This window comes from Vibrio sabulosilitoris, assembly GCF_055391395.1.
In genome coordinates, this window is the sequence record NZ_AP029601.1 from 102,533 (window position 1) to 121,399 (window position 18,867).

An 18,867-nucleotide genomic window follows, 5' to 3' on the forward strand; every position below is an offset into this window, starting at 1 on the left:
ATCAGACTAGCAAAGAAGCGGGGCAGTGGCAACGGTTCAAAATCTAATTATTGAGCAGGAGTTGGTTAAAAGGATTTTGGATGAATAAATTTATATATGGGTTCTAAGGGCAAACAAAAGATTGTTGTCCCTTTATGGGAAACAAATAAATGTTTTACATAATGGTAACTATTCTTGTTTGTCATCTATTATGTCAAACATATATCACAGAACCACCCTTTATTTGCTCGTTCTTTAACCATTTCTGGTCATCACTTTTTTAAATAACTGAACCTATGATCAGCTTAAAATTGGTGTTAAAATAAGCATGAAACCTCATATTCAAAACTAAAGGACTAGCCGATGTTGCGCACACTCATGCGTTCGCTGGTTCCTGGAATTGCACTTTTGTTAGGTACCATGCCTAGCGTTTCGCTAGCCAATAGTGGCTACGGATTTAATCAGACCTACGAACCGGATGGTTGGTATTTTTACCGCGATCCAGTTGTGGTTGAGATTGAAGAAAGTGAAGAGCCGGAGCCGCAAGTTTTTGTGCCACAGAAACCTGTAGATGAACAGGAAGAAGTGGCGCCAGTAGAAGTAAAAATCACGTCTGCATGGCTGCGTGAAAATCTCCCCTTGCTGCTCGACGCAGCACAAGATGAACCTACCTATGAGAATGTTCGGAGGTATCACTATGCGCAACGTATCGCTGTAGACAGAGCGTCACTGTTTGCTAAGACTTTTGAGCGTGTTTATCGTAATGAGTTAGCATTGAATGAGAAGTTACGCAGGCCTGATAATAACCAGGAGTTGCAGGTACATAAAGCTCAGCTTATGGAAAATCGAAGAAAGTTACTCGAGGCAACGTACAGTAAAGTTGGTATCTTCTTCTTCTTCGAAAGTCGTTGTGAGTACTGTATCGCAATGGTCGATCACATTCGTCGTCTTTCTAAACTATACAAACTAGATATATTGCCGGTTTCGCTTGATGGTTTTCCATTACCTAATGCTCCAGATTTAGAAGAGATTACTATCTATGACGATGGTACGCTCACAAGTATGATGCCGGTAGAGGTAACACCTACGTTTTATCTCTTCAATAAAGAAACATATGAGGCAGGCGTAATATCAAAAGGGTATATAACCTCAGAAGATTTGCTGCTGACATCATTTCTAGCTATGCATGAAACTGGTGTAATTACTGAGCAGGAATTTCAGCTTACCCAGGCGGTTCGTGATGTCTACTTAATACCAACAGATGGAAGCGACTTGGTTGTTAATGAGCAAGAGCTATACGATAATCCAGACTACCTCGCTGACAAACTTCGTAATGTCTTCAATGAGCGTTATCTTAATGCTGAAGACTCAATTATTTCTGACCGTCTACCTACTCCCTCCAATGGTAGAAAACAAGAACTTTCTGACTTTTAGGGGATGTACAAGTGCGAATAAAAAAACTAGCGATGGTAGTTGGCCTTTCAATTGGAATTGTATCAATAACTCCAGCAGAGGCGGCCCTTACGCTGAGACAAATAACGGATGGTATTTATGGAAGTTTCACTCACTCTAGTGGGTCGACATATACGAGCAATACAGGACGTCATGTTTTTGCAGGAGGTGCAGCTTCTCTGCGTTTCAAACAGCGGCCTATTCAGGCAATCAGCTTTAGGGCTCCAAGTGCGTCAGTTTCTTGTGGTGGTATAGATTTTTTTGCGGGTTCGTTGTCATTTGCTGGTCGTGATGAGCTAATCCAAGCAGGTAGGAATATAGCATCTGCTGCCACGGTCTACGCTTTTAAGCTTGCTCTAAATTCGGTCTGTGCTTCGTGTAACAGCATAATGACGTCGATTCAAAATACAGTCGATGCGATAAACAAAATGGCGAAGACGAGTTGTTCCCAGGCCCTAGAAGTCATGGAGTCTTGGTACGATCCTGAAAACGCAAAAAAATGGAATTCTAATTCGGCGATGAATAAGGTTTCTGATAAACTTACTAATAACCCGTTACTCGTTGGTGCCGATGGAGAAGTGCCTCAATACGGGAGTTGGTTAGAGCTACTGAAGAAAAAGAAAGGAGCTGACGCTAAAGACGACCTAGCTAAAGAAGATGCTAACTTTATGCATTCTCAGTCTGATGTTGGGTTCGTGATCGCATATAACACTTATGCTCCAATGTATCTTTTGCCTTGGCTTGTAGAGAATGGAACATACGATATCGATAGTCCATCCAATAACTCCGTAGCTAAAGCAACGATGTGGCGCTTGTTAAGTCAAGGCAAATCTTGCGCTGATATGGAGAACGAGCAGGAAGAGGGTGTATTCTGTGGTTTAGTTTCTGTAGCTGATAAGATGGAGTGGGATATGTTCTCACTCATCCATGGTGAAACAGATAAAGATGGGAAGCGGTTAGACAAATTTGACTTACCAAAGTGTAATACCATAATAAGCACGGAGTTAGACGGCACAGGTGGAGCAGAAAGACACTATTGTAAGTTCGATGTCAGTAACCCTGTCTCTACTAGTGGTTCAGTAAGAGCTGTCGTCTCACAGATATATCAAGACTTTTTTGGTGAGGGGAGTTTAACGGAGGATACTAACCTTCCAGATGTGAATAAGGTGTGTGAGTTAAATGGTATCAATACAGCCTATAGCAATAGTCTATTTTATAAGATGTTGAGTCTGAGCACGGAGCCTTTGACACCAACACAAAGTTATTTAGTATCGATAATGGGTCAGAAATACTCTTTTGATTTGTATAAACTAAATGAAAAGGGCGAATATATAAACTCAATTCATGGTCAAGATTTTAGCTGCGGTGCAGCCTTCAATGTTGCCTACGAGCGTTTGAAGCAAGTGGTTCAAGCTATTGAAGATGGTAGTTTCTTTAATACATCGATCGCGATTCAGTCACTCTATACTAACCCAAGAATCCCAACAGGTATGATAGTTCAGTATGAAGCGGTACTTAAGTCACTCGAGAACCGTACTCGAGCACGGTTTCAAACTCAGCGTCGGAATAATATTGAAAGCAAGAGCAATGAGTAAAAGGAGTTGTTACTAGCCTGATTAGTGGCTAGTCATTTTCTATGATATATGCCTGAAGATGACTAGCCAAATTCTACTATGTAATGAACTAATTTCTTCTTACGATATCGATCTTAATTTGGTCCGTTTTTTCTAACTGCTCATTAGTAAGAAATATTTCTTTCGGAGCAGTGATAATTTCATCGTTACAGTGAATGTAGGGTGGTGTCTCAGGGTCAAGCATGTGCCGTTGCATGGCATTACGGTTGTTTGCATACTCTTCTCCAGGGTTATTGTGGTCTTTGGTTGTCCAGAAAACAAGATCGTTTTTCTGTCGTAGATAGCTCGTTCCTTTAGTCTTAATAAACTCTTTCCACCAGTCTTCCAAGCCTAGATCTATTCTTCTGTCCGACTTACTCCAGTACCCTTTTGGGCGATGGAAGAAGAACGGCTGAGTTATTTCTTTGTTGCCGATAGTTACTCTATAGTCATAAGCAGGGAATTCATATTTTCCACCTTGGGTATAATCAACATGGTGAACGCGGCGCTCCCCATCTACGTGATAGATAAGAAATGGCATTGCAGCAGTTAAGCTATACCGAGGATGTACTCGTCTCTCAAAATCAGAATATGGCGGCGTGTACATCGCGCTGTGCGCGTACCAAGGCTGACTCTTTTGCAATATCGTACCTTTCAGACTAGAAGACCTACCATCGTGACGATTGGTTACCTCGTAGTCATCAACTGGAAGAAGCTCACGAGCACCTTTAAAGTCATATCGGTATTTCGAAATAGTGTTGTTCACATGATCAAGAACCACATATGAACAGAGGTTATCAGTGAAATCTGCATATGGGTAGTTGTCAAAAGCTCTTGCAAGGCCTTTGTCTCCAGAGTGCTGCCACTGCGTCAATGGTGGCTTACCATCGATACGAACGATTTGAAACGAAGCACCAGTCTTAGTTGTTTCTACTAGCTTTAATGTTCTTGGAGCCATTATTTCTTGTTGTAGATACTCATAGTGAGCAAGAGCATAGACCGCTGCTGCCTCCCTAACAACCAACTCTTGGTGACTGAGTTGTGATAGAGACGCAATAACCCGTTGTCTATGTTTTGCTTCCGCTTCTAGTCTACTTTGTATAGCAGCTTCACGTTCTTCTATGACCTTATTCTTTCTCGCTGACTCTACCTGTTTTCTGATGTCAGTTGAGTCTATAATAGTAAGAGACAATTGTTTGGAGTGCTGGATTGCGGTTAGGGTCTCTATTTGGCTATCTAGAGTCGACGCTAAATCCTCGGAATTGCTACGCTTGTACAAGTGCCGAATATGTGCAATCCGACCTTCAACCTCTCTAGTCTCGGCAAGCAAATCAGATATCTTGTTCTTGGTCTGCTGATCTTGCTTCAGGTTGTCAATGTTACGCTCAATCTCTTTTTCATCAAATTGGTATTTTGCGGTCAACTGCACCTTCATAGATCCTGACTCGGTGTCGATTTTGTATTCTTCACTATGGATTTCAATAAGTGATCCAACAAGAAATTGAATTTCTTGTGTATACTCAGAGCCGGACAGCTTTTTTACTGAAGAAACGTAAGTAGGCAACAGGTCAACGATTTCACGCTTGAATTTCTCCATGGCACCAATTCGTGCTGAAGTAAGACTCTCACGCTCCCCGGCCATGTAAGTCACACTATGGGCCTGTGTTCGAACAATCGCAGTAGGTTTTTCAACCGCAGCAGCAACAGAGGTCGCAATAGGTAAACATAAAGACGAAAGCAGGGCACTGCTTAGCATAATGGCGATTCTATTTTTTCTTGTTTTCACACTTAAACCCTATCAGTATCAGTTTTAAAACTAGGTTATCACACATTATAACTTTTCAACTTTTTAGAGAGTTATGATCAGAGTGTAATCTTTAGTCAATTCTGATAGACTAACGAAGAATTCCAACAAGTCGCTGAAAAACACTGTTTTGGCGCACTATTATAATGGGCTACCCTTTAGCTCTAGTATGCTCATTTTTAGATATAACTAATTGATTTTAACGGATAAGTTCTTTCTGAGCCGACGAGATGTGACGGTGGTTGCAAAGGCGGAGAAAAATCAAGCGGGAACAAGTTGCAGGATTACGAATGGATTTACATATCTACATTAGCGGCGACATGGCTTTTCTTGAAGCCATATTGACAGGCTTGGGACATGTCTTCAACAAACAATCAAGCTCGATATTTACAGCCTTTAAAATTGCACTACTTCTTAATGCATTGGCCTGTATTCTCAAATACATAATGGATCAAAAAAGTGGTTTGTTGACCAACTTTTGGGTATCCCTTTTCGTGTATTTGGCATTCTTCAGTCCCACAGCAACGCCAATACTTGAAAAACATGGTGAAGCTCCTCGTGTAATAGCTGGTCAAGTGCCAATAGGCATCCTTGCACCTGCATCCTATGTGTCTTTGATGGGGCAAGAACTAGCTAATATATTTAGAGATAATGTAGTAGCAACAAATTTTGGGTTCGGTAACGCTGAATCGCAAAAGCTGTTGATCACAGAGTATGGTCTTGACCCCCTTAACGCTCTCCTAAAAATGCGTCAAGCGAGGGAGGACGATTCGTTCCTGAGAAATGGTGATCTTCCTACTTCAGATGACCCTGGAGCTACATCAAGTAATTTGCATGTTGCAATTGGTGCCTATTTTGCTGACTGCGTACTTCGTTACAACAGGTTAGCTGCAATCAATGGCCAGCCAAAAATGGAGCTTGGCCGAGGATCTAACGCACTTGATGCTTGGAGCACTTACGCAGTCCATACCCCATGGTCAATTCAATTGACGCTAAACGGTGCGGTTGGAAATTATTCTTGTGATTCAGCTCATGCTGCTATCCAAACAGTACTTCGAGAACGCGCAGAAGAAATTGCCGAGACTCAGCTTGCATCAACGTTAGCCGAGAGAGATTCAGACTCAACTCTTGCTGACCGAAAGGAGAAGGTACTTGAATTTATGCATGACATGGGTGATATGGGTGTTGCAGGTAGCGCGAGGTTAGGACAATTACAAGAAAATGCTTTTGTAGAAACGCTCATCAAAGGTAACTGTTCTCAATCGGTTCTTCCTTCAGTAGAAGAGATGCAAATGTGCTCTGCTCAGTTGGATCAAGTCACATCTCGTAGAAACATCGAGGCATCTAAGAGCGCTGGATTCAAGGAAATGATGTTACCAATGGTAACGTTTATGGAGGGTTTTGTTTATCTGGTAAGCCCTTTTATAATCTTTGTGATTTTGCTGCTCGGTGTGAAAGGGTTGTCCATGGCGGCGAAGTATTTCACTGCTTTGGTTTGGGTAGTGCTTATGCCCGTGTGTCAGGTAGCTGTCGATGTCTACTTATCTGTCTACTTTAACCGATTCCTTGCTCGATTAGCGAATAGCGAAACAGGCTACAATTTAGTCTCAGTCTCCTCTCAGACTTCTGCTTGGACAGATTTGGAGTCATTCATTGCATTTGCAGGGACGGCACAAGCCATGGTTCCGACATTGGCCATGTTCATTCTCTTTGCCGGTGTACACACTCTAATGGGAATGGCTGGTGCTGCAGGGTCTGCGGGCGCAAGTCAGGCTCATATGGGAGGTAATGTTTCAGCATCTGGTCAAAACGGCGTGCATACAAAAGGCTTGAACACAGCCACTCTTACAGGTAGTGGTGGCGGGGTCGTACTATCAAGTACTAACCAGGTTGCTGATGCTAATGCTAACTTTGGCACCATGAAAGCTGATATGTCGACTAGTCAGTCTATTGCAGACGTAGCGGCACAGCAGCGCGTTACTTCAGCGGCTGAAAATGTCTCCCGGGCAGAGACTCATGCGTATCAAGAGGTCCAAGGTCAGTCGTCAGGTCACGTTATTAACCAGATGAGGTCGTTAGGATACACAGAGAATGATGCCAACGCCTACGCTTTTGCAAGTGCAATGAAAATGGACAAGGCTACAGCAGACGAGTTCGTAAAGAACTTTGGTAAAAATTTATCCTTTGGTGCTGATGGTTCAGTAAATATTTCAGGTGACGTCGGTAAACTGTCAGCAGCAGCTGCTACGTTGGGGATGGGTGGTTTTGGCTCTATATTACAACATGTAGGGAAGATAGCTGGTGATAAAGGCCCGATCTCAGCAGATGTAAAAGTTGGTGCTGGTGGAAAAGTAGAATATCGAAACGCTGATTCGGAAAGCTCTTCTTGGAAAGAAATGGAAGGAATTAGTGAAAGTACCTCTAATAGTATCCAGAACACTGTATCGGCACTTAAGTCTGTATCTACTGGAGTGACAGATCAGGATTCTTATACAGACCAAGTTTCAAAATCTGAAGCAATTCAAGAGCATAAGCAAGCCGTCGAAACGCACCAAGAGGCTCTCTCGCGCCAACAGAAAATTCAAAATGCTGGCCAACAAGGTGTGTCGTTCTCTAATCAAATTGACAGTTCAGTACGCGCCGCATCAATGAATGGCTATGATTCAGCGAAGATACTCGATCAAAGTAACTTTGATAATCGAGCGAATGCTTATGTAGGCTCAATTCTATCTGAAGATCAGCGTAGTGAGGTTTTCGGAGATGGAGGCATCGATGTGGCAAACATGTCGAGTGAGCAATTGCAGAAATTGCATGATACGCTGAGTGAATCTCAGGTTGCTGAGTTGGAGCAAGCAGGGATATTTAAGTCGGTAGATAATCCTGCCGATGGCACTACCTCTTTGAAACAATCATCGAAAGCAGAAACGATTTCTGCTTTAACAGGTAAGCAACTGACTGAAGATGACCTAGATAGCCTTCTAAGAGAGCCTGTGGTTGGGACAGTAAGTCCTCTGGATCATCAAAAAATGCGTAGTGACCGTGGTCAATTACTGATGGATACGTTTAACGGAATGACAAAGCAAGCTAACAATGCAGGACTTTATGGTGAAAATGGTACTGCCGGACTACAAGGTGCTTCAGCGTTCTTTAAGAGTGCGGGTGAGAAATCGCTTGAGAATGGTGGTCAACAGTCAGAATTGGCGTCATTTGGAAATGCCCTAAACCAGTTAACGTATGAAGATGTAGATTCTGCATACAAACCTCGTTCTATCGAAGAGATAGGGGACGACCCACAGAATGAGTTTGAGCGAATGAGGCTTCGCGCACAGAATGATGTAGCGTTTGGCGATCAGTCTGTTGCGAAAAAAGCCGAGGAGAATATGGCTCAGGGTGTTGTTTCTCGGGAAAGAATGGATGCTCAGAGAGCTGAAGTTGATAAGTTGTTAAGCGATGTTCCGAAAGCTGATCAGTTATCTACTTTAACATCCAAACTTCGTGAAGCGATGCAAGATCCGGAAGGAAATGATCCTAAGGGTAGATATGAAGATAAAGAGGCCTATATGGCTGCGCTTGCGGAAAGGATTGAGGATGGGGTGCGCGATGGTGGTAAGGCAATCCGCACTGACATTGATAAGGCACTTCCTTTCGGTGCCGCTAATTCGATGATCGGCGATTGGCTAGATCACTCACATAGTAACAGGGATCAAGTCGAACTTATGGGCAAACAAGCGGTAGGAGAGGCATTGGAAGCAATTACTAAAGTCTCAGATTTCAATGATTTTATCAATGGTGAGCTCACTGGAATAGCTAATGATGAGGGTATTTCATCTGATCGAGCTATTAGACAGGAAGTAGCAGCGAATGCTCACGACTACATTGTTAACGGTAACGACGAACATAAGAATTCGCTAATTGAATCGCTAGGTCAAGAGCGGTTTGATGAACTTGAACGTTTGGGTCATGAAGCCCTAAATGCATCGGATGCACTGGAGCAGAACCAGCAATCTAAGCAGTTGGCGTCTTTGCTAATGGGCTCAACTCAGGGTGGTGATACTAAACTACTATCACAAATACAGTCGGAATTTGCAGCAAATGGTGATTTGTCAGATGACTCAAAATATGAGATTAGAGATAGGTTGCAGTCAGAGCGCGATAAAGCTTTTATGGCTTACTCACATGATGGAGAGTTCTTCAAAGCACTAGATGGTATAACGAATAGCTTCTCGGAAATGCCAACGATAGTTGCAGGGTTTGGTACAGAACGTGAAAAGTGGGACTTGTCACCTCAAGCTGAAGGTCAAGTTAATGACTATATTAGAGGCAGTTCTGATGACTTGAGTATGCTGTCAGAAGACCAAGCTAGAACAGTGCAACAGTACAGAAGAGACATGGAGATGTTTGAGAGTGTTGATGCTTCAGGCCCGGATGGTAGAGATGTTATGGTCTATAATGACCCTGACAGAAACACACAAGTGCTTTACTCACGATCTTCAAATGGGACTCAAGCTACCGTCGTTGGAGGTGGGCTTAGTTCACCTGTAACGTACGATATGAAAGACCGTATGGTAGATCAAGCGTTGAAATCAAATGAGCTCACTGACCAGTATATAGCCGATGTTTATGAAAAAGGCTCTTCAAATGCCTTAGATGCATTGCCTGCGTCTGAGCAGCAATTTATAAAGACCTATTCAGGCGTAAATGTTGACACTAAAGTCCACAAAGTAAATCCGCTCTATTAATTTCACTTTTCGCTAATAAGGCTTGAGAGGGATGTGGTTTTTCTCAAGCCGTATTGTTATTATGAATTCGAAACTTTACTAATTATGAACATTATGCGACCAAACAAACACCAGGCGCTAATGGCTCTCACATCAATTTTGCTAACTGCTTGTGCAGCTGACCCTAATGACCCAATGGCTTGTAATGAGACTGGCCGCAGTATTGGGTATTCTGCTGAAGCTTTAGAGCAAATTAATAGAGTCACGGCCTACGCGCCACCCAGAAATTTAACAGGTTACGAAAACCTTTTTACACGTTATCGTAATCTAGACAAAATCTACTTCACACCAAGCTTTGTGATGGTTGAGGGCTCAATGCTAGTGCATCTCGAGCCTCACCACGATGACGGCTTTATGCTACGAAGTCGGCCTTATGATGACTGGCTCTTTGTCGCCCTTGGTGAGCATTATACTCATTGTGATGGGGAGTACGTTACCTGCACATCACCGATGTTCGTAAACGAATTTCACGATCAAAACTTCTCTCACAGGGACAGTTATGATCGTAAGAAATTTAATAGTATTTTGTCTGATGGTCGGTCGGACGGCATGCCGGGTGATGATCAAGTTTTCTTCGACTTTGATTCAAGTGACGTAAAGGCTTCTCAGGTTACTACCGTTCGAAGAGTAAAGGAGTTTCTGGACGCCTTTCCGACACAAAGGTTGGTGATTTTAGGCCGGGCAGACGCCACTGGGGCGGATCGATACAATCGTGACTTGAGCCGACGACGAGCTCAGTCAGTCGTAGATCTTCTAGTAGCTCAGGGCGTTCCACGTGATCGAATTCACGTAAGTTGGTCTGGATCCAAGAATAGTGGCATTGGTCAAGAGTTTCGCATAGCAGAGTTGAATTATGAGCGACGTTAACGTAGTTAATAAGGCTGGTAGTGATACACTATGCATTCATAAATATTGCGTTAAAAATAGTCTTATCTTGTGGGTAGCTTTGATCATATCAATGTCGGGTGTTAACCGTGCACTTGCTAATGACTACCCAATTTTCTGGTCTGGACTTTTGATATTTGTGGTACCGGTGCTCCTGTTACCCCTCAACCGGTGTTTGCGGTTAAAGAAGTTCGGCAATGGCTCATTTGAGCTTCAGTATGGTTGGCGTTTTTTCAACGAAACACTGTTTCCTACTCGCCATACGATTCTAAAAGTCTCAGGCGAACCAGAACTGAGTAAAGAAAGCGGGAAAAAATCAAAACGCTATTATTCGACCTTGCGTTTTGCTGATGTAAATATTGGATTAGGTGATTTAAATGCAAAGCAGCGCGCTATCGTGCAAGCCTATATTGGCTAGCGGTGTCGATGTCGTCCTCATTACATGCATTTTGCCTTCGACAGACTCTCGCGAGGATTTGTTCGATAAGGTAATAAGCTATTTAGACTCTTTGGCGACAAATATTGTATCTGTGATCAGCTCTTCAGAGAAAGTAGTGACGGTCACAATAGAGACAGCAATGTCTTCTGAATCTGTTCAAACGCTCCTCGAGCGAAACTGCGAGTCTTTCACTGGTTTTAGCTTTAGTGTCGCCGGCGGGGCTCGCCATACGAGGACTGCCCAATGTAACTTGACGGACAGGATAGTAATACCCAACCTAAGTGACCAGTATTTGACGCGTGACGAACTGCTGCGCGGTATGAGCGATCGAGAGTTCGTTCCATTCTCGCAGGCAATTTATGATCTAAAGGGTCAGGCACCTATAGGTGTCGAGCTCCTATGTCGTTGGGAGCATAGCCGGTTGGGACTATTGCAGCCGTACCAGTTTTTGGGGGCGATTAGTCACTTTGGTTTGGGTGTTGAACTTGATTTCTATATGCTCACGCAAGCGTGTGAGATTTTAGAGCGCTGGACAATCGACAATGCTAATAAGCTCTCTGTCTCCGTTAATGTTCATGCGGAGTCATTAAGTGGCGAGCTGTTCTATGACTTCATAGCGCGTATCCAGGACGAATGGAAATTTGATTTGTCGAGACTTCGCTTAGAGATTACTGAGACCGGCATTATCAAGAACAACTCACCTGCCCACAAGAATATCGTAAAACTCCAGAACCTGGGTATGACTATTAGCCTCGACGACTTCGGCTCTGGTACCACAATCCTTGGCTATTTGACCTACCTCTGTCCAAATGAGATAAAAATCGACCGTTCTTTGATCAATAGTGCTTTCTATGCAGATGATCCGGAGAAGAAGTTGGTTGCGACTAAAATGCTCCTATCAATGGTCGATTGGGTTAATGCGATGGCAGGTGTTCAACTCGTAGTGGAAGGTATAGAAAATCAGGAGCAAATGGATTTCTTAACCAAGAATAGCGTTTCGATTGGTCAGGGTTATTTGTTTGGCCGTCCAACGCCACTACGTAATTTCGAAGCGCAGATGATGGGAGTTTAGCAGAATGGATAATGTAGATAACAATGTGCAAGCAGGTACCACAGATATTGAGCTGTCAACGGCCCAGGTTGTTGGGGAAAACTTAGAGCAAAGCTCTACTACACCAGCGAAGAAACGTAGTCTCAAGCGTGGTTCATCAGCAGAGAAGACCATTTTCAACAGCAAGCCACTATTGACTAGGCAGACCAAAGCCTTGAGCTCATCCGAGATCAAAGTGGTGATCGACCAACTTCAGACCATTTATGAAACGAAGTTCCATCAAGAGGTCGAAGAGCAAGAGCTACGTAAGGCACAAGAAAATAAGGCTCAACAATTGCTTGAGCAAGCAAAGGAGCTGGGAGTACCGTTAGATGTACTTCAAAACGCTATCAGCAATGCCTAACTGGGCATCGCCTCTAGCTGTCGTAGTAATTGGTTTTGTTATCCTTCAGCTGACCACAAATTATTTTTGGCGGGTTATGCTTCTGCGCGGCTGCAAGCCTTTTGTCTTGGTTCTCAGTGGTATTGGTGTGGGGGTTCATGAGATGGGCCATTACATTGCATGTAAGCTTTTCAATCACCAAGTGCATAGAGTAGACCTATTTTACCCTCAGCAAAATGGCCAACTTGGTATTGTTGAGCACAGTTATGACACTACATCTTTTTACCAGGTTGTGGGTCAGCTGTTCATAGGTTTAGCGCCGATACCAGCAGGCCTTGGCGCATCGTATCTCATCACAGTTGTGTGTTGGCCAGACTTCGACATAATTCTGTTTGTGGATAGGCTGGAGGAGTTTATTTGGTACGCGCCGCTCTCAGATACTTTTTTACTTTCGGCTAAAGCTGTTGTTTCGCTCTACGAATACATGCTAGCTGAGTCAGTAGGTACGTTTTTTGTTTGGTCACTGCTCATGACCTCGATAGTGAGCAACTTGATCCCATCACGAGCGGATCTGATGGGCGCAAGCAGGGGCCTGGTAGCTTTCGGTATGCTTGCATTGGTTGGCTGCTTAGTATTTGGTGCGGATACACTAGAGTCCTTACTAAGTACCGCATTGGCATCGATGTTCGCACTTTTTTTAGCGTTTTCAGGAATAGTTTTTTTAACACACTTTATCGCAACACTCTTTGTTGTTTTCATCACACGTCAAATTAGGGATTAATAATGTTTAAATTTGCTAAACTCGCGCGCACACTTGCACTTGGCAATATTTTCGTTTGGATGAGCTTAGACTGGCTAAACTTTTATCAGTTGGGTTGGTACGAGGCAACAACTCTTGGTCTTGTTCTGTTTGTTATGCAGTACATTGTCTACAACATTGGCTTGAAGATGACTGCAAACGAAAAGAATAAAAAGGCATCACCTCTTAAAAAGGCACTTATCTGCTCAGGTATTACTCTGAACGACAGCATCAGTGAAGAGAAGGTCCGTGAGAAATACAGTGGTAAGAACGTAAAAATTCTTCACGGCTTACCGCTCATCGGTATTATCTTCTGTACTGGTATCTTCGCTTATGACAACCATCCAATGGTCATTGCTTGGTTGTTCTTCTTCGCTGCACTGGCGCTCGCCACTCAGCCAATTTACGCAGCTCTAGTTCAAGAGGAAGCGGAGATTGCTGAAGCAAACTAGTGGTGCACTTTGGCAGTGGTAGGAATTCTCTGCTAACTGACTTCTAACAAAAAGGTGAGCCAATGGCTCACCTTTTTTTATTCATACTAACCGGGTTACCATTCCTACCAAAGAGTTATTGTTTGCGTCGGTAACTATAACGGCTTATGAGTGTTGTGGGTCACAGGTCTACTGCAACGCCGTTAATTACACTGTCCATCTTATTGATTTCAATTGTAGTCTTCACCTGGCTGCCCTCGAGGGTCAGAAACCTGTCTGTGATGAATTGGTGCAGCCACATAGGGTTCACGTACTCCGCCGCGGTTTCTAGTGGTACATTGAGTTCAGCTTTTAAAATTGCAGCGTCTGTGATACTGAAAGCATTATCGTCGACGATACTGTGGCGCATGTGTTCGTCAAAAGTTAGCCTTGCGTTGATCTCGACGGGCTGCTCGTTAAGGTTAGTCGCGCTGGTGGACAACTCTATCTCACCACCGTTCCTAGCAAAAGCAAAAAGTGTTTTAAGCTTTTGAGCGGTATTGAAGGTGTTCGTTTGCATCGCATTGTCAATAGCAAGTTCGACAAGATCCAAAGCGGTTTCAATACCGTAGTTGTTTAGGCTAATCGAGCCAGAGAAGCTATGCATTTGGGCGAGTTGCTCAGCAGTGATTTGTACGTTACTGCTATATAAGTCACCTTTAGAGGATTGTGCATAGGAGGCGTCAATGTTGCTAGCTAGTTGTACATCACCTACAGAAATGCCATCAACTTTAAATCCAAGCTCATTGCTATCTCCCCCAACAAGCAGAGCACGTGGCTTGCTAAACACTGTATCCGCACCGTTTAGGTTAATGCTCATATCACCTGTGACTATGAATACCGCCTCTCTGTTGGCCGGGTTGGCTCTATCAATATCAATGATTGTCTGCGTCTCTGGGATTGAGAATGTAGCTTCGTCATGCACAAGAATGATCGGGTGAGTGCTTAACTCGGCATGTATGGTGCTCTTCGATAGTTCGGTGATTGCCAGTGCCTGTAGTGCGCCCGTTCTTGCGTCTAGGAACTGTGCATATTGACCTATCGTTGCTTCTTCGGTAGCAAACAACCGCGATACGGATTGAACTGATGAAAAAGAGAGGTCTCTAAGGTTGGTAATGGTCACCAACTCCCATGCAAAGCCATCTGTATCCATCACCGGAGTTTTGAAGATGATGTTTCCATTATTGAGGTCGGCTTCGGTTTCACCTGCAACTTCGATCAGCGGGGCTTGCTTGATAGCCAATCGGTAATCGCTTATTGTCGATTTGGCAAATGAATAAGCACCACCGGTTGCAACTAGCGCGATACAAGCCGTAGCAAGCGCAATTTTCTTAAATTTAGTCATTTTAATTAGCTCTTTGTCAATAAGGTGCGTATTAGAGAGCATGTTTTACTCTCCGCACCAATTAGCAACGTTTCCTGCTTAATTACATCGATTTCTGATGCAATTGAAACTACCGCCGATTCCAAAATCAGTGTATATTCGTTATTGAAAACTTCTTCTTTCGAACTGACTGATTTCTCACTTAGATAAGTAGATACACTTGCCTGAGCAAGTAACTCACTAGCTTGTTTGTCATTGTGACAAGCCGCAGCAAATAGCTCTTTGGTCTCAGTATTGAACACCGGAGTAAAGTACTCAAGATAGATACCGTATTCCTCAGAGATATCAGCAAGCGCAAACTGTGCAATAAACAGCGTGGTTAATGCTAAATTATTTCTCAGTAGTTTCAGAGTTCGAAGGTCATACATAACAATTTGAGTCCATTCTCATCGTGTGACAGTGGGTTATCAACAATCCTACCACACCGAATGGCGACTTAATTATAACACGATTTAAGATCAGACAGTAATGTACATTGAGTTGCAAAATATTAGCGACGGTCTCGTCGCGTGGGCCTGTCGTGATCACACCAATGGCGGTGTGGTTAGAAGCTTGAATGGCCTTGTTGATGTAAAAAACGTGCTAGATATCACTTGTCCTGAGTTTAGTAGCGAGACGCTTGCGTTAATTGCTTTGGCCAAGGATCAATTGCGTGACCATGCAGGTATTCAAGGTCGTTTTAACATATCATTCTCTACAGAAGAGGCACAGAAATACTACGCCTCAAAGTCTCAAGGTGAAATATGCGTGCTACTCTTTCCGCTGGCAAATATATGCCCAATTCACAGCGGGGATGTAAATAACTTATTGACAAGTCGAACGTTATATTTCGCATACGATACGGATAAAATAGTATTCCGATCACGTTTTCACGATGGAAATATACTGTTAACAACTGCAACATTGAGGTCGGTATCTGACCTGCTTAGTAAATTAAATGTTTACCCACGTTCTATAATTCACATGCTCGATAGAAATTTTAATACTCAATTTTTTTCATCTGAAGAAGTGGGTGGCTTAACTCATTGTTATTTGAGAAGTATTGGTGTTAAGTTTTCAGCGATTAGCAGTGGTGGTAATCTGTTGTCAAAATGTAACACTGTAACTGAGATGTAAATTTCACGGTATTGCTCTCGTAGTGTAACAAAATGTTATGCTTATGCTGCTATTGAATGAAAGCCTAATTACGGTATGATATTTTTTGACTTCTATCGGCATGATGCTGTTAGTCACTAATATTATCAGTTGTAGCGCAGGCCACAAAAAAATAACACTATCCTGCGATTAGGTCTCACATTATGAATATGTCTCAGAGATTGTCGCTGATTAAAAGCGACGCACTCACACAAGCGCTAAGAACGGAATCGTGCAATGAGTTACTACTGGCTCAACAAAAAAGAGATTACCTGGTGGATGTTGAAGGGCTTAATTTATCAAGCTCAGAAGCATTGATATCACATATTTTATCCTGTCCGGTACTGACGTTGATGATCTATGGCGCTCACTCATGTGATTCAGCCACAGTGCATAAGCTCGCTTTCGAGAATATACTCACTTTGTCTGATATTGAGTATAGGAATGTAAAAAGACAGTGCCTTACTCATGGTTTAATAGCATCACTACAGCTCAAAGAGCGACGTAAGCCCATCTACTCCAATCTTCACTTCAGAGAAAAATATTCGAGGTGGATATCCGATTATCTAGAGTCTATCGCTTGCGATGCGGAGCTAAGCCCTGAGGACCGTGTCCAGATTTTGTTCGAAATAGCATCATTTGCTTCATATCACCTGGTAGATAATGATTTTTTCGAGTTGGCAGACGTCAATTTGTCCAAAATAATCGCTGAGAATAGCTACATTAGCTCTATGTCTCATTAATCTCAGTTCAGTAGGGAGCTCACAAGTGGTAACGTTGTACCGTCAGTTTTGATGATAACAACGTTGCCATCTAGATGATCGAGCGCTACGCCAGTCGAATTAATGATGCCCTTATCGCCCTGAAGCGAACTAAATTGCATCGTTTTACCAACAATCTCAAATGTTCCACTCACTGCGTGGACATTTTCGTTCTCCATCACCTTATAGATGAAGGTTTCCTCAGGAGCGCTGAATTGCCACACTGCCGGTAGGTACGCCTGTGTCTCATTATACGCTGTGGAATGGTATTCCCCGTCAAGAAGGATGCCGTTGTCGAAAGATTGCGCTCGGTACTCATTTAGCAACGCAATCTCGTAAAAAGTTGGGGCTCTAAGACTCGCAGTAGCGACATTTCTCTGATCGTTCTTAATCATGGTAGTAGCGATGCTAATCGTGGCGAACGTTGCCGCGACGCCAATGGTCATTTTCTTTATTGGATTCATTCGGTATCAACCTTGTTGTTTCAGTCAAACTATATCAAACTGCTTGAGCACGCATCAACGCCTCTTTGCATGCTGAGTGAATAAGGTTTATTCTACTGTATATAATAACAGCTTAGGGGCAGGCAATTGCAATTTACACCATTTTTTCTACCGCGCACTCACCTCCATACCTTCCTGCCTGAGTGTCGTCATGCGCTGGCTCGTGCCAAGCTCTCGGTAGAGACCGCGACCATTACCTATGAGCATGCAATCGCGTTTATGTCTGAGTTTGAGAACAGCCAGAACAACTACGATTCATTTAAGTCAGAGCTCAATGTGTTCTTGAACTGGTGTTGGTTTGTTGCAAAAAAAGATGTTCACCAACTTAAGCGTACAGAGATTAATCTGTACATCAAGTTTACAAATTCGCCACCAGCTGGGTTACAGAGTCAGTGGTCTAGACCGATGTTAGTAGAGACAGATGACGGTTTGGCGGTTAATCCCGATTGGCGCCCGTTCAAGAATCCTGGTCTCAACCAAGGCAAGCCTTACGTGCGAAAGGAAGCAACCCTGAAAAGAACACTAAGCGTTTTGTCGTCGTTCTATATATTCCTAGCGGATGTTGAATGGACTGAGTCTAACCCGGCAGCTGTTGCACTCAGAAGGCTTAACGTGAACGCCTTTGATAACCTAGCATTGTCTGATGATCTAAAAGACAAAGCCCTGAGTCAGGTACAGTTAGATGCCATCTTACATCATCTAAACAATAAACTAACTACTGACACAGAGCAGGCCAACAAGTATGAACGTCTAAGATTTTTGTTCCTCTTTCTGGTATTGGCATTTCCTCGCCGCTCGGAAATAAGCCCGCGTTTGAACTGGACTCCAACGATGGCCGATTTTAGGCGCCATAGGGTCGGGGACAAGACGGTTTGGACCTACTTTATTCCGTCTTCCAAGAATGGAAAAAGCCGGGAGGTGATTTGCTCTCATGGCCTAATGTCGGCACTTGTGCGCTATCGTCGCTTTATCGGTCTGCCAGACTATCCTAGTCAATCAGAGCGAGAAGTGCCGCTGTTCACGCGGCACAAAGAGGCGAGTCACGGCCGTCAGGCAGGCATCTTGAATGCCAACCTCAGCGCGGGGCAGTTGGCAGATATTATTCAAGAGCTCTTTGCTAACGTTGCCGATGATCTTGTCGAGGCTGGTGAACTTGATGAAGCAAATGATCTACGCGGCAGAAGCATCCATTGCTGTCGCCATACGGGTATTAGTAATGATCTAGCGTCCGGCCGGCGAGCTAAAGATGTAATGAAGTGCAGTGGCCACAGCTCATATCAGGCACTATCGGTGTACCTATCTTCACGAGTTCACCTACGCCTTGAGGGCTTAGCAGAGAAAGACCGTTTTATTGGTTGATTTTTTCAACAAGATATAGCCAAGAGGCGGTAAGCTGTTTTACTATTAGCCTGAAACTTCATCATTTATGAATC

16 protein-coding genes are annotated in these 18,867 nt (G+C 43.5%); 12 read left to right on the top strand and 4 right to left on the bottom strand.

All coding sequences use genetic code 11. The annotated features are described in order from the left end of the window. Positions 1–342: 342 nt before the first annotated feature. Positions 343–1,413, top strand: coding sequence for a conjugal transfer protein TraF (gene traF, locus ACZ5R2_RS23350; protein ID WP_464900594.1), 1,071 nt, complete (start codon positions 343–345; stop codon positions 1,411–1,413). 11 nt (positions 1,414–1,424) lie between these two features. Then, entirely contained in the window at positions 1,425–3,026 is a 1,602-nt protein-coding gene (locus tag ACZ5R2_RS23355; RefSeq protein ID WP_464900595.1) for a conjugal transfer protein TraH, read from the top strand. Positions 3,027–3,114: 88 nt separating this feature from the next. Here the strand turns inward: ACZ5R2_RS23355 and ACZ5R2_RS23360 are convergent, their stop codons facing one another. Continuing rightward, positions 3,115–4,830, bottom strand: a complete 1,716-nt coding sequence (locus ACZ5R2_RS23360; protein WP_464900596.1) for a hypothetical protein — start codon at positions 4,828–4,830, stop codon at positions 3,115–3,117. A 308-nt stretch (positions 4,831–5,138) separates the two neighbouring features. On the opposite strand from ACZ5R2_RS23360, the gene ACZ5R2_RS23365 reads away from it, so the two are divergent. From ACZ5R2_RS23365 to ACZ5R2_RS23395, 7 genes are all read left to right on the top strand, one after another. Continuing rightward, entirely contained in the window at positions 5,139–9,587 is a 4,449-nt protein-coding gene (locus ACZ5R2_RS23365; RefSeq protein ID WP_464900597.1) for a conjugal transfer protein TraG N-terminal domain-containing protein, read from the top strand. 120 nt (positions 9,588–9,707) lie between these two features. Next, positions 9,708–10,493: an OmpA family protein gene (locus ACZ5R2_RS23370; protein ID WP_464900598.1), complete on the top strand. Its 786-nt coding sequence runs from the start codon at positions 9,708–9,710 to the stop codon at positions 10,491–10,493. Next, entirely contained in the window at positions 10,480–10,929 is a 450-nt protein-coding gene (locus tag ACZ5R2_RS23375) for a hypothetical protein (RefSeq protein ID WP_464900599.1), read from the top strand. Before ACZ5R2_RS23370 ends, ACZ5R2_RS23375 begins: the two co-directional genes overlap by 14 nt. A 160-nt stretch (positions 10,930–11,089) precedes the next feature. After that, positions 11,090–12,022, top strand: coding sequence for an EAL domain-containing protein (locus tag ACZ5R2_RS23380; protein WP_464900600.1), 933 nt, complete (start codon positions 11,090–11,092; stop codon positions 12,020–12,022). Positions 12,023–12,026: 4 nt separating this feature from the next. Beyond that, positions 12,027–12,404, top strand: coding sequence for an H-NS family histone-like protein (locus tag ACZ5R2_RS23385; protein ID WP_464900601.1), 378 nt, complete (start codon positions 12,027–12,029; stop codon positions 12,402–12,404). Further along, entirely contained in the window at positions 12,373–13,164 is a 792-nt protein-coding gene (locus tag ACZ5R2_RS23390) for a hypothetical protein (RefSeq protein WP_464900602.1), read from the top strand. The genes ACZ5R2_RS23385 and ACZ5R2_RS23390 overlap by 32 nt, the downstream gene beginning before the upstream one ends. A 2-nt stretch (positions 13,165–13,166) precedes the next feature. Further along, complete coding sequence (locus tag ACZ5R2_RS23395) at positions 13,167–13,634, top strand: hypothetical protein (RefSeq protein WP_464900603.1); 468 nt, start codon at positions 13,167–13,169, stop codon at positions 13,632–13,634. Positions 13,635–13,794: 160 nt separating this feature from the next. Here ACZ5R2_RS23395 and ACZ5R2_RS23400 read toward each other — a convergent pair whose 3' ends face one another. Next, positions 13,795–14,997, bottom strand: coding sequence for a hypothetical protein (locus ACZ5R2_RS23400; RefSeq protein ID WP_464900604.1), 1,203 nt, complete (start codon positions 14,995–14,997; stop codon positions 13,795–13,797). A gap of 5 nt (positions 14,998–15,002) precedes the next feature. Next, complete coding sequence (locus tag ACZ5R2_RS23405) at positions 15,003–15,404, bottom strand: hypothetical protein (RefSeq protein ID WP_464900605.1); 402 nt, start codon at positions 15,402–15,404, stop codon at positions 15,003–15,005. Positions 15,405–15,504: 100 nt separating this feature from the next. Between ACZ5R2_RS23405 and ACZ5R2_RS23410 the strand changes: the two genes are divergently transcribed. Then, complete coding sequence (locus tag ACZ5R2_RS23410; protein ID WP_464900606.1) at positions 15,505–16,152, top strand: hypothetical protein; 648 nt, start codon at positions 15,505–15,507, stop codon at positions 16,150–16,152. Positions 16,153–16,334: 182 nt separating this feature from the next. After that, positions 16,335–16,913, top strand: a complete 579-nt coding sequence (locus tag ACZ5R2_RS23415) for a hypothetical protein (RefSeq protein ID WP_464900607.1) — start codon at positions 16,335–16,337, stop codon at positions 16,911–16,913. Between the two features lie 2 nt (positions 16,914–16,915). Here ACZ5R2_RS23415 and ACZ5R2_RS23420 read toward each other — a convergent pair whose 3' ends face one another. Beyond that, positions 16,916–17,395, bottom strand: coding sequence for a hypothetical protein (locus tag ACZ5R2_RS23420; protein ID WP_464900608.1), 480 nt, complete (start codon positions 17,393–17,395; stop codon positions 16,916–16,918). Positions 17,396–17,521: 126 nt separating this feature from the next. Between ACZ5R2_RS23420 and ACZ5R2_RS23425 the strand changes: the two genes are divergently transcribed. Further along, positions 17,522–18,793 (top strand): hypothetical protein, encoded by a 1,272-nt coding sequence (locus ACZ5R2_RS23425; RefSeq protein ID WP_464900609.1) that lies wholly within the window; start codon positions 17,522–17,524, stop codon positions 18,791–18,793. Positions 18,794–18,867 lie beyond the last annotated feature (74 nt).

Bases quoted from the DNA above. Each gene is read 5' to 3' on its own strand.
- traF (WP_464900594.1), top strand. From the start codon at position 343: ATGTTGCGCACACTCATGCGTTCGCTGGTTCCTGGAATTGCACTTTTG.
- ACZ5R2_RS23365 (WP_464900597.1), top strand. From the start codon at position 5,139: ATGGATTTACATATCTACATTAGCGGCGACATGGCTTTTCTTGAAGCC.
- ACZ5R2_RS23370 (WP_464900598.1), top strand. From the start codon at position 9,708: ATGGCTCTCACATCAATTTTGCTAACTGCTTGTGCAGCTGACCCTAAT.
- ACZ5R2_RS23375 (WP_464900599.1), top strand. From the start codon at position 10,480: ATGAGCGACGTTAACGTAGTTAATAAGGCTGGTAGTGATACACTATGC.
- ACZ5R2_RS23380 (WP_464900600.1), top strand. From the start codon at position 11,090: ATGTCTTCTGAATCTGTTCAAACGCTCCTCGAGCGAAACTGCGAGTCT.
- ACZ5R2_RS23385 (WP_464900601.1), top strand. From the start codon at position 12,027: ATGGATAATGTAGATAACAATGTGCAAGCAGGTACCACAGATATTGAG.
- ACZ5R2_RS23390 (WP_464900602.1), top strand. From the start codon at position 12,373: ATGTACTTCAAAACGCTATCAGCAATGCCTAACTGGGCATCGCCTCTA.
- ACZ5R2_RS23395 (WP_464900603.1), top strand. From the start codon at position 13,167: ATGTTTAAATTTGCTAAACTCGCGCGCACACTTGCACTTGGCAATATT.
- ACZ5R2_RS23400 (WP_464900604.1), bottom strand. From the start codon at position 14,997: ATGACTAAATTTAAGAAAATTGCGCTTGCTACGGCTTGTATCGCGCTA.
- ACZ5R2_RS23405 (WP_464900605.1), bottom strand. From the start codon at position 15,404: ATGTATGACCTTCGAACTCTGAAACTACTGAGAAATAATTTAGCATTA.
- ACZ5R2_RS23410 (WP_464900606.1), top strand. From the start codon at position 15,505: ATGTACATTGAGTTGCAAAATATTAGCGACGGTCTCGTCGCGTGGGCC.
- ACZ5R2_RS23415 (WP_464900607.1), top strand. From the start codon at position 16,335: ATGAATATGTCTCAGAGATTGTCGCTGATTAAAAGCGACGCACTCACA.
- ACZ5R2_RS23420 (WP_464900608.1), bottom strand. From the start codon at position 17,395: ATGAATCCAATAAAGAAAATGACCATTGGCGTCGCGGCAACGTTCGCC.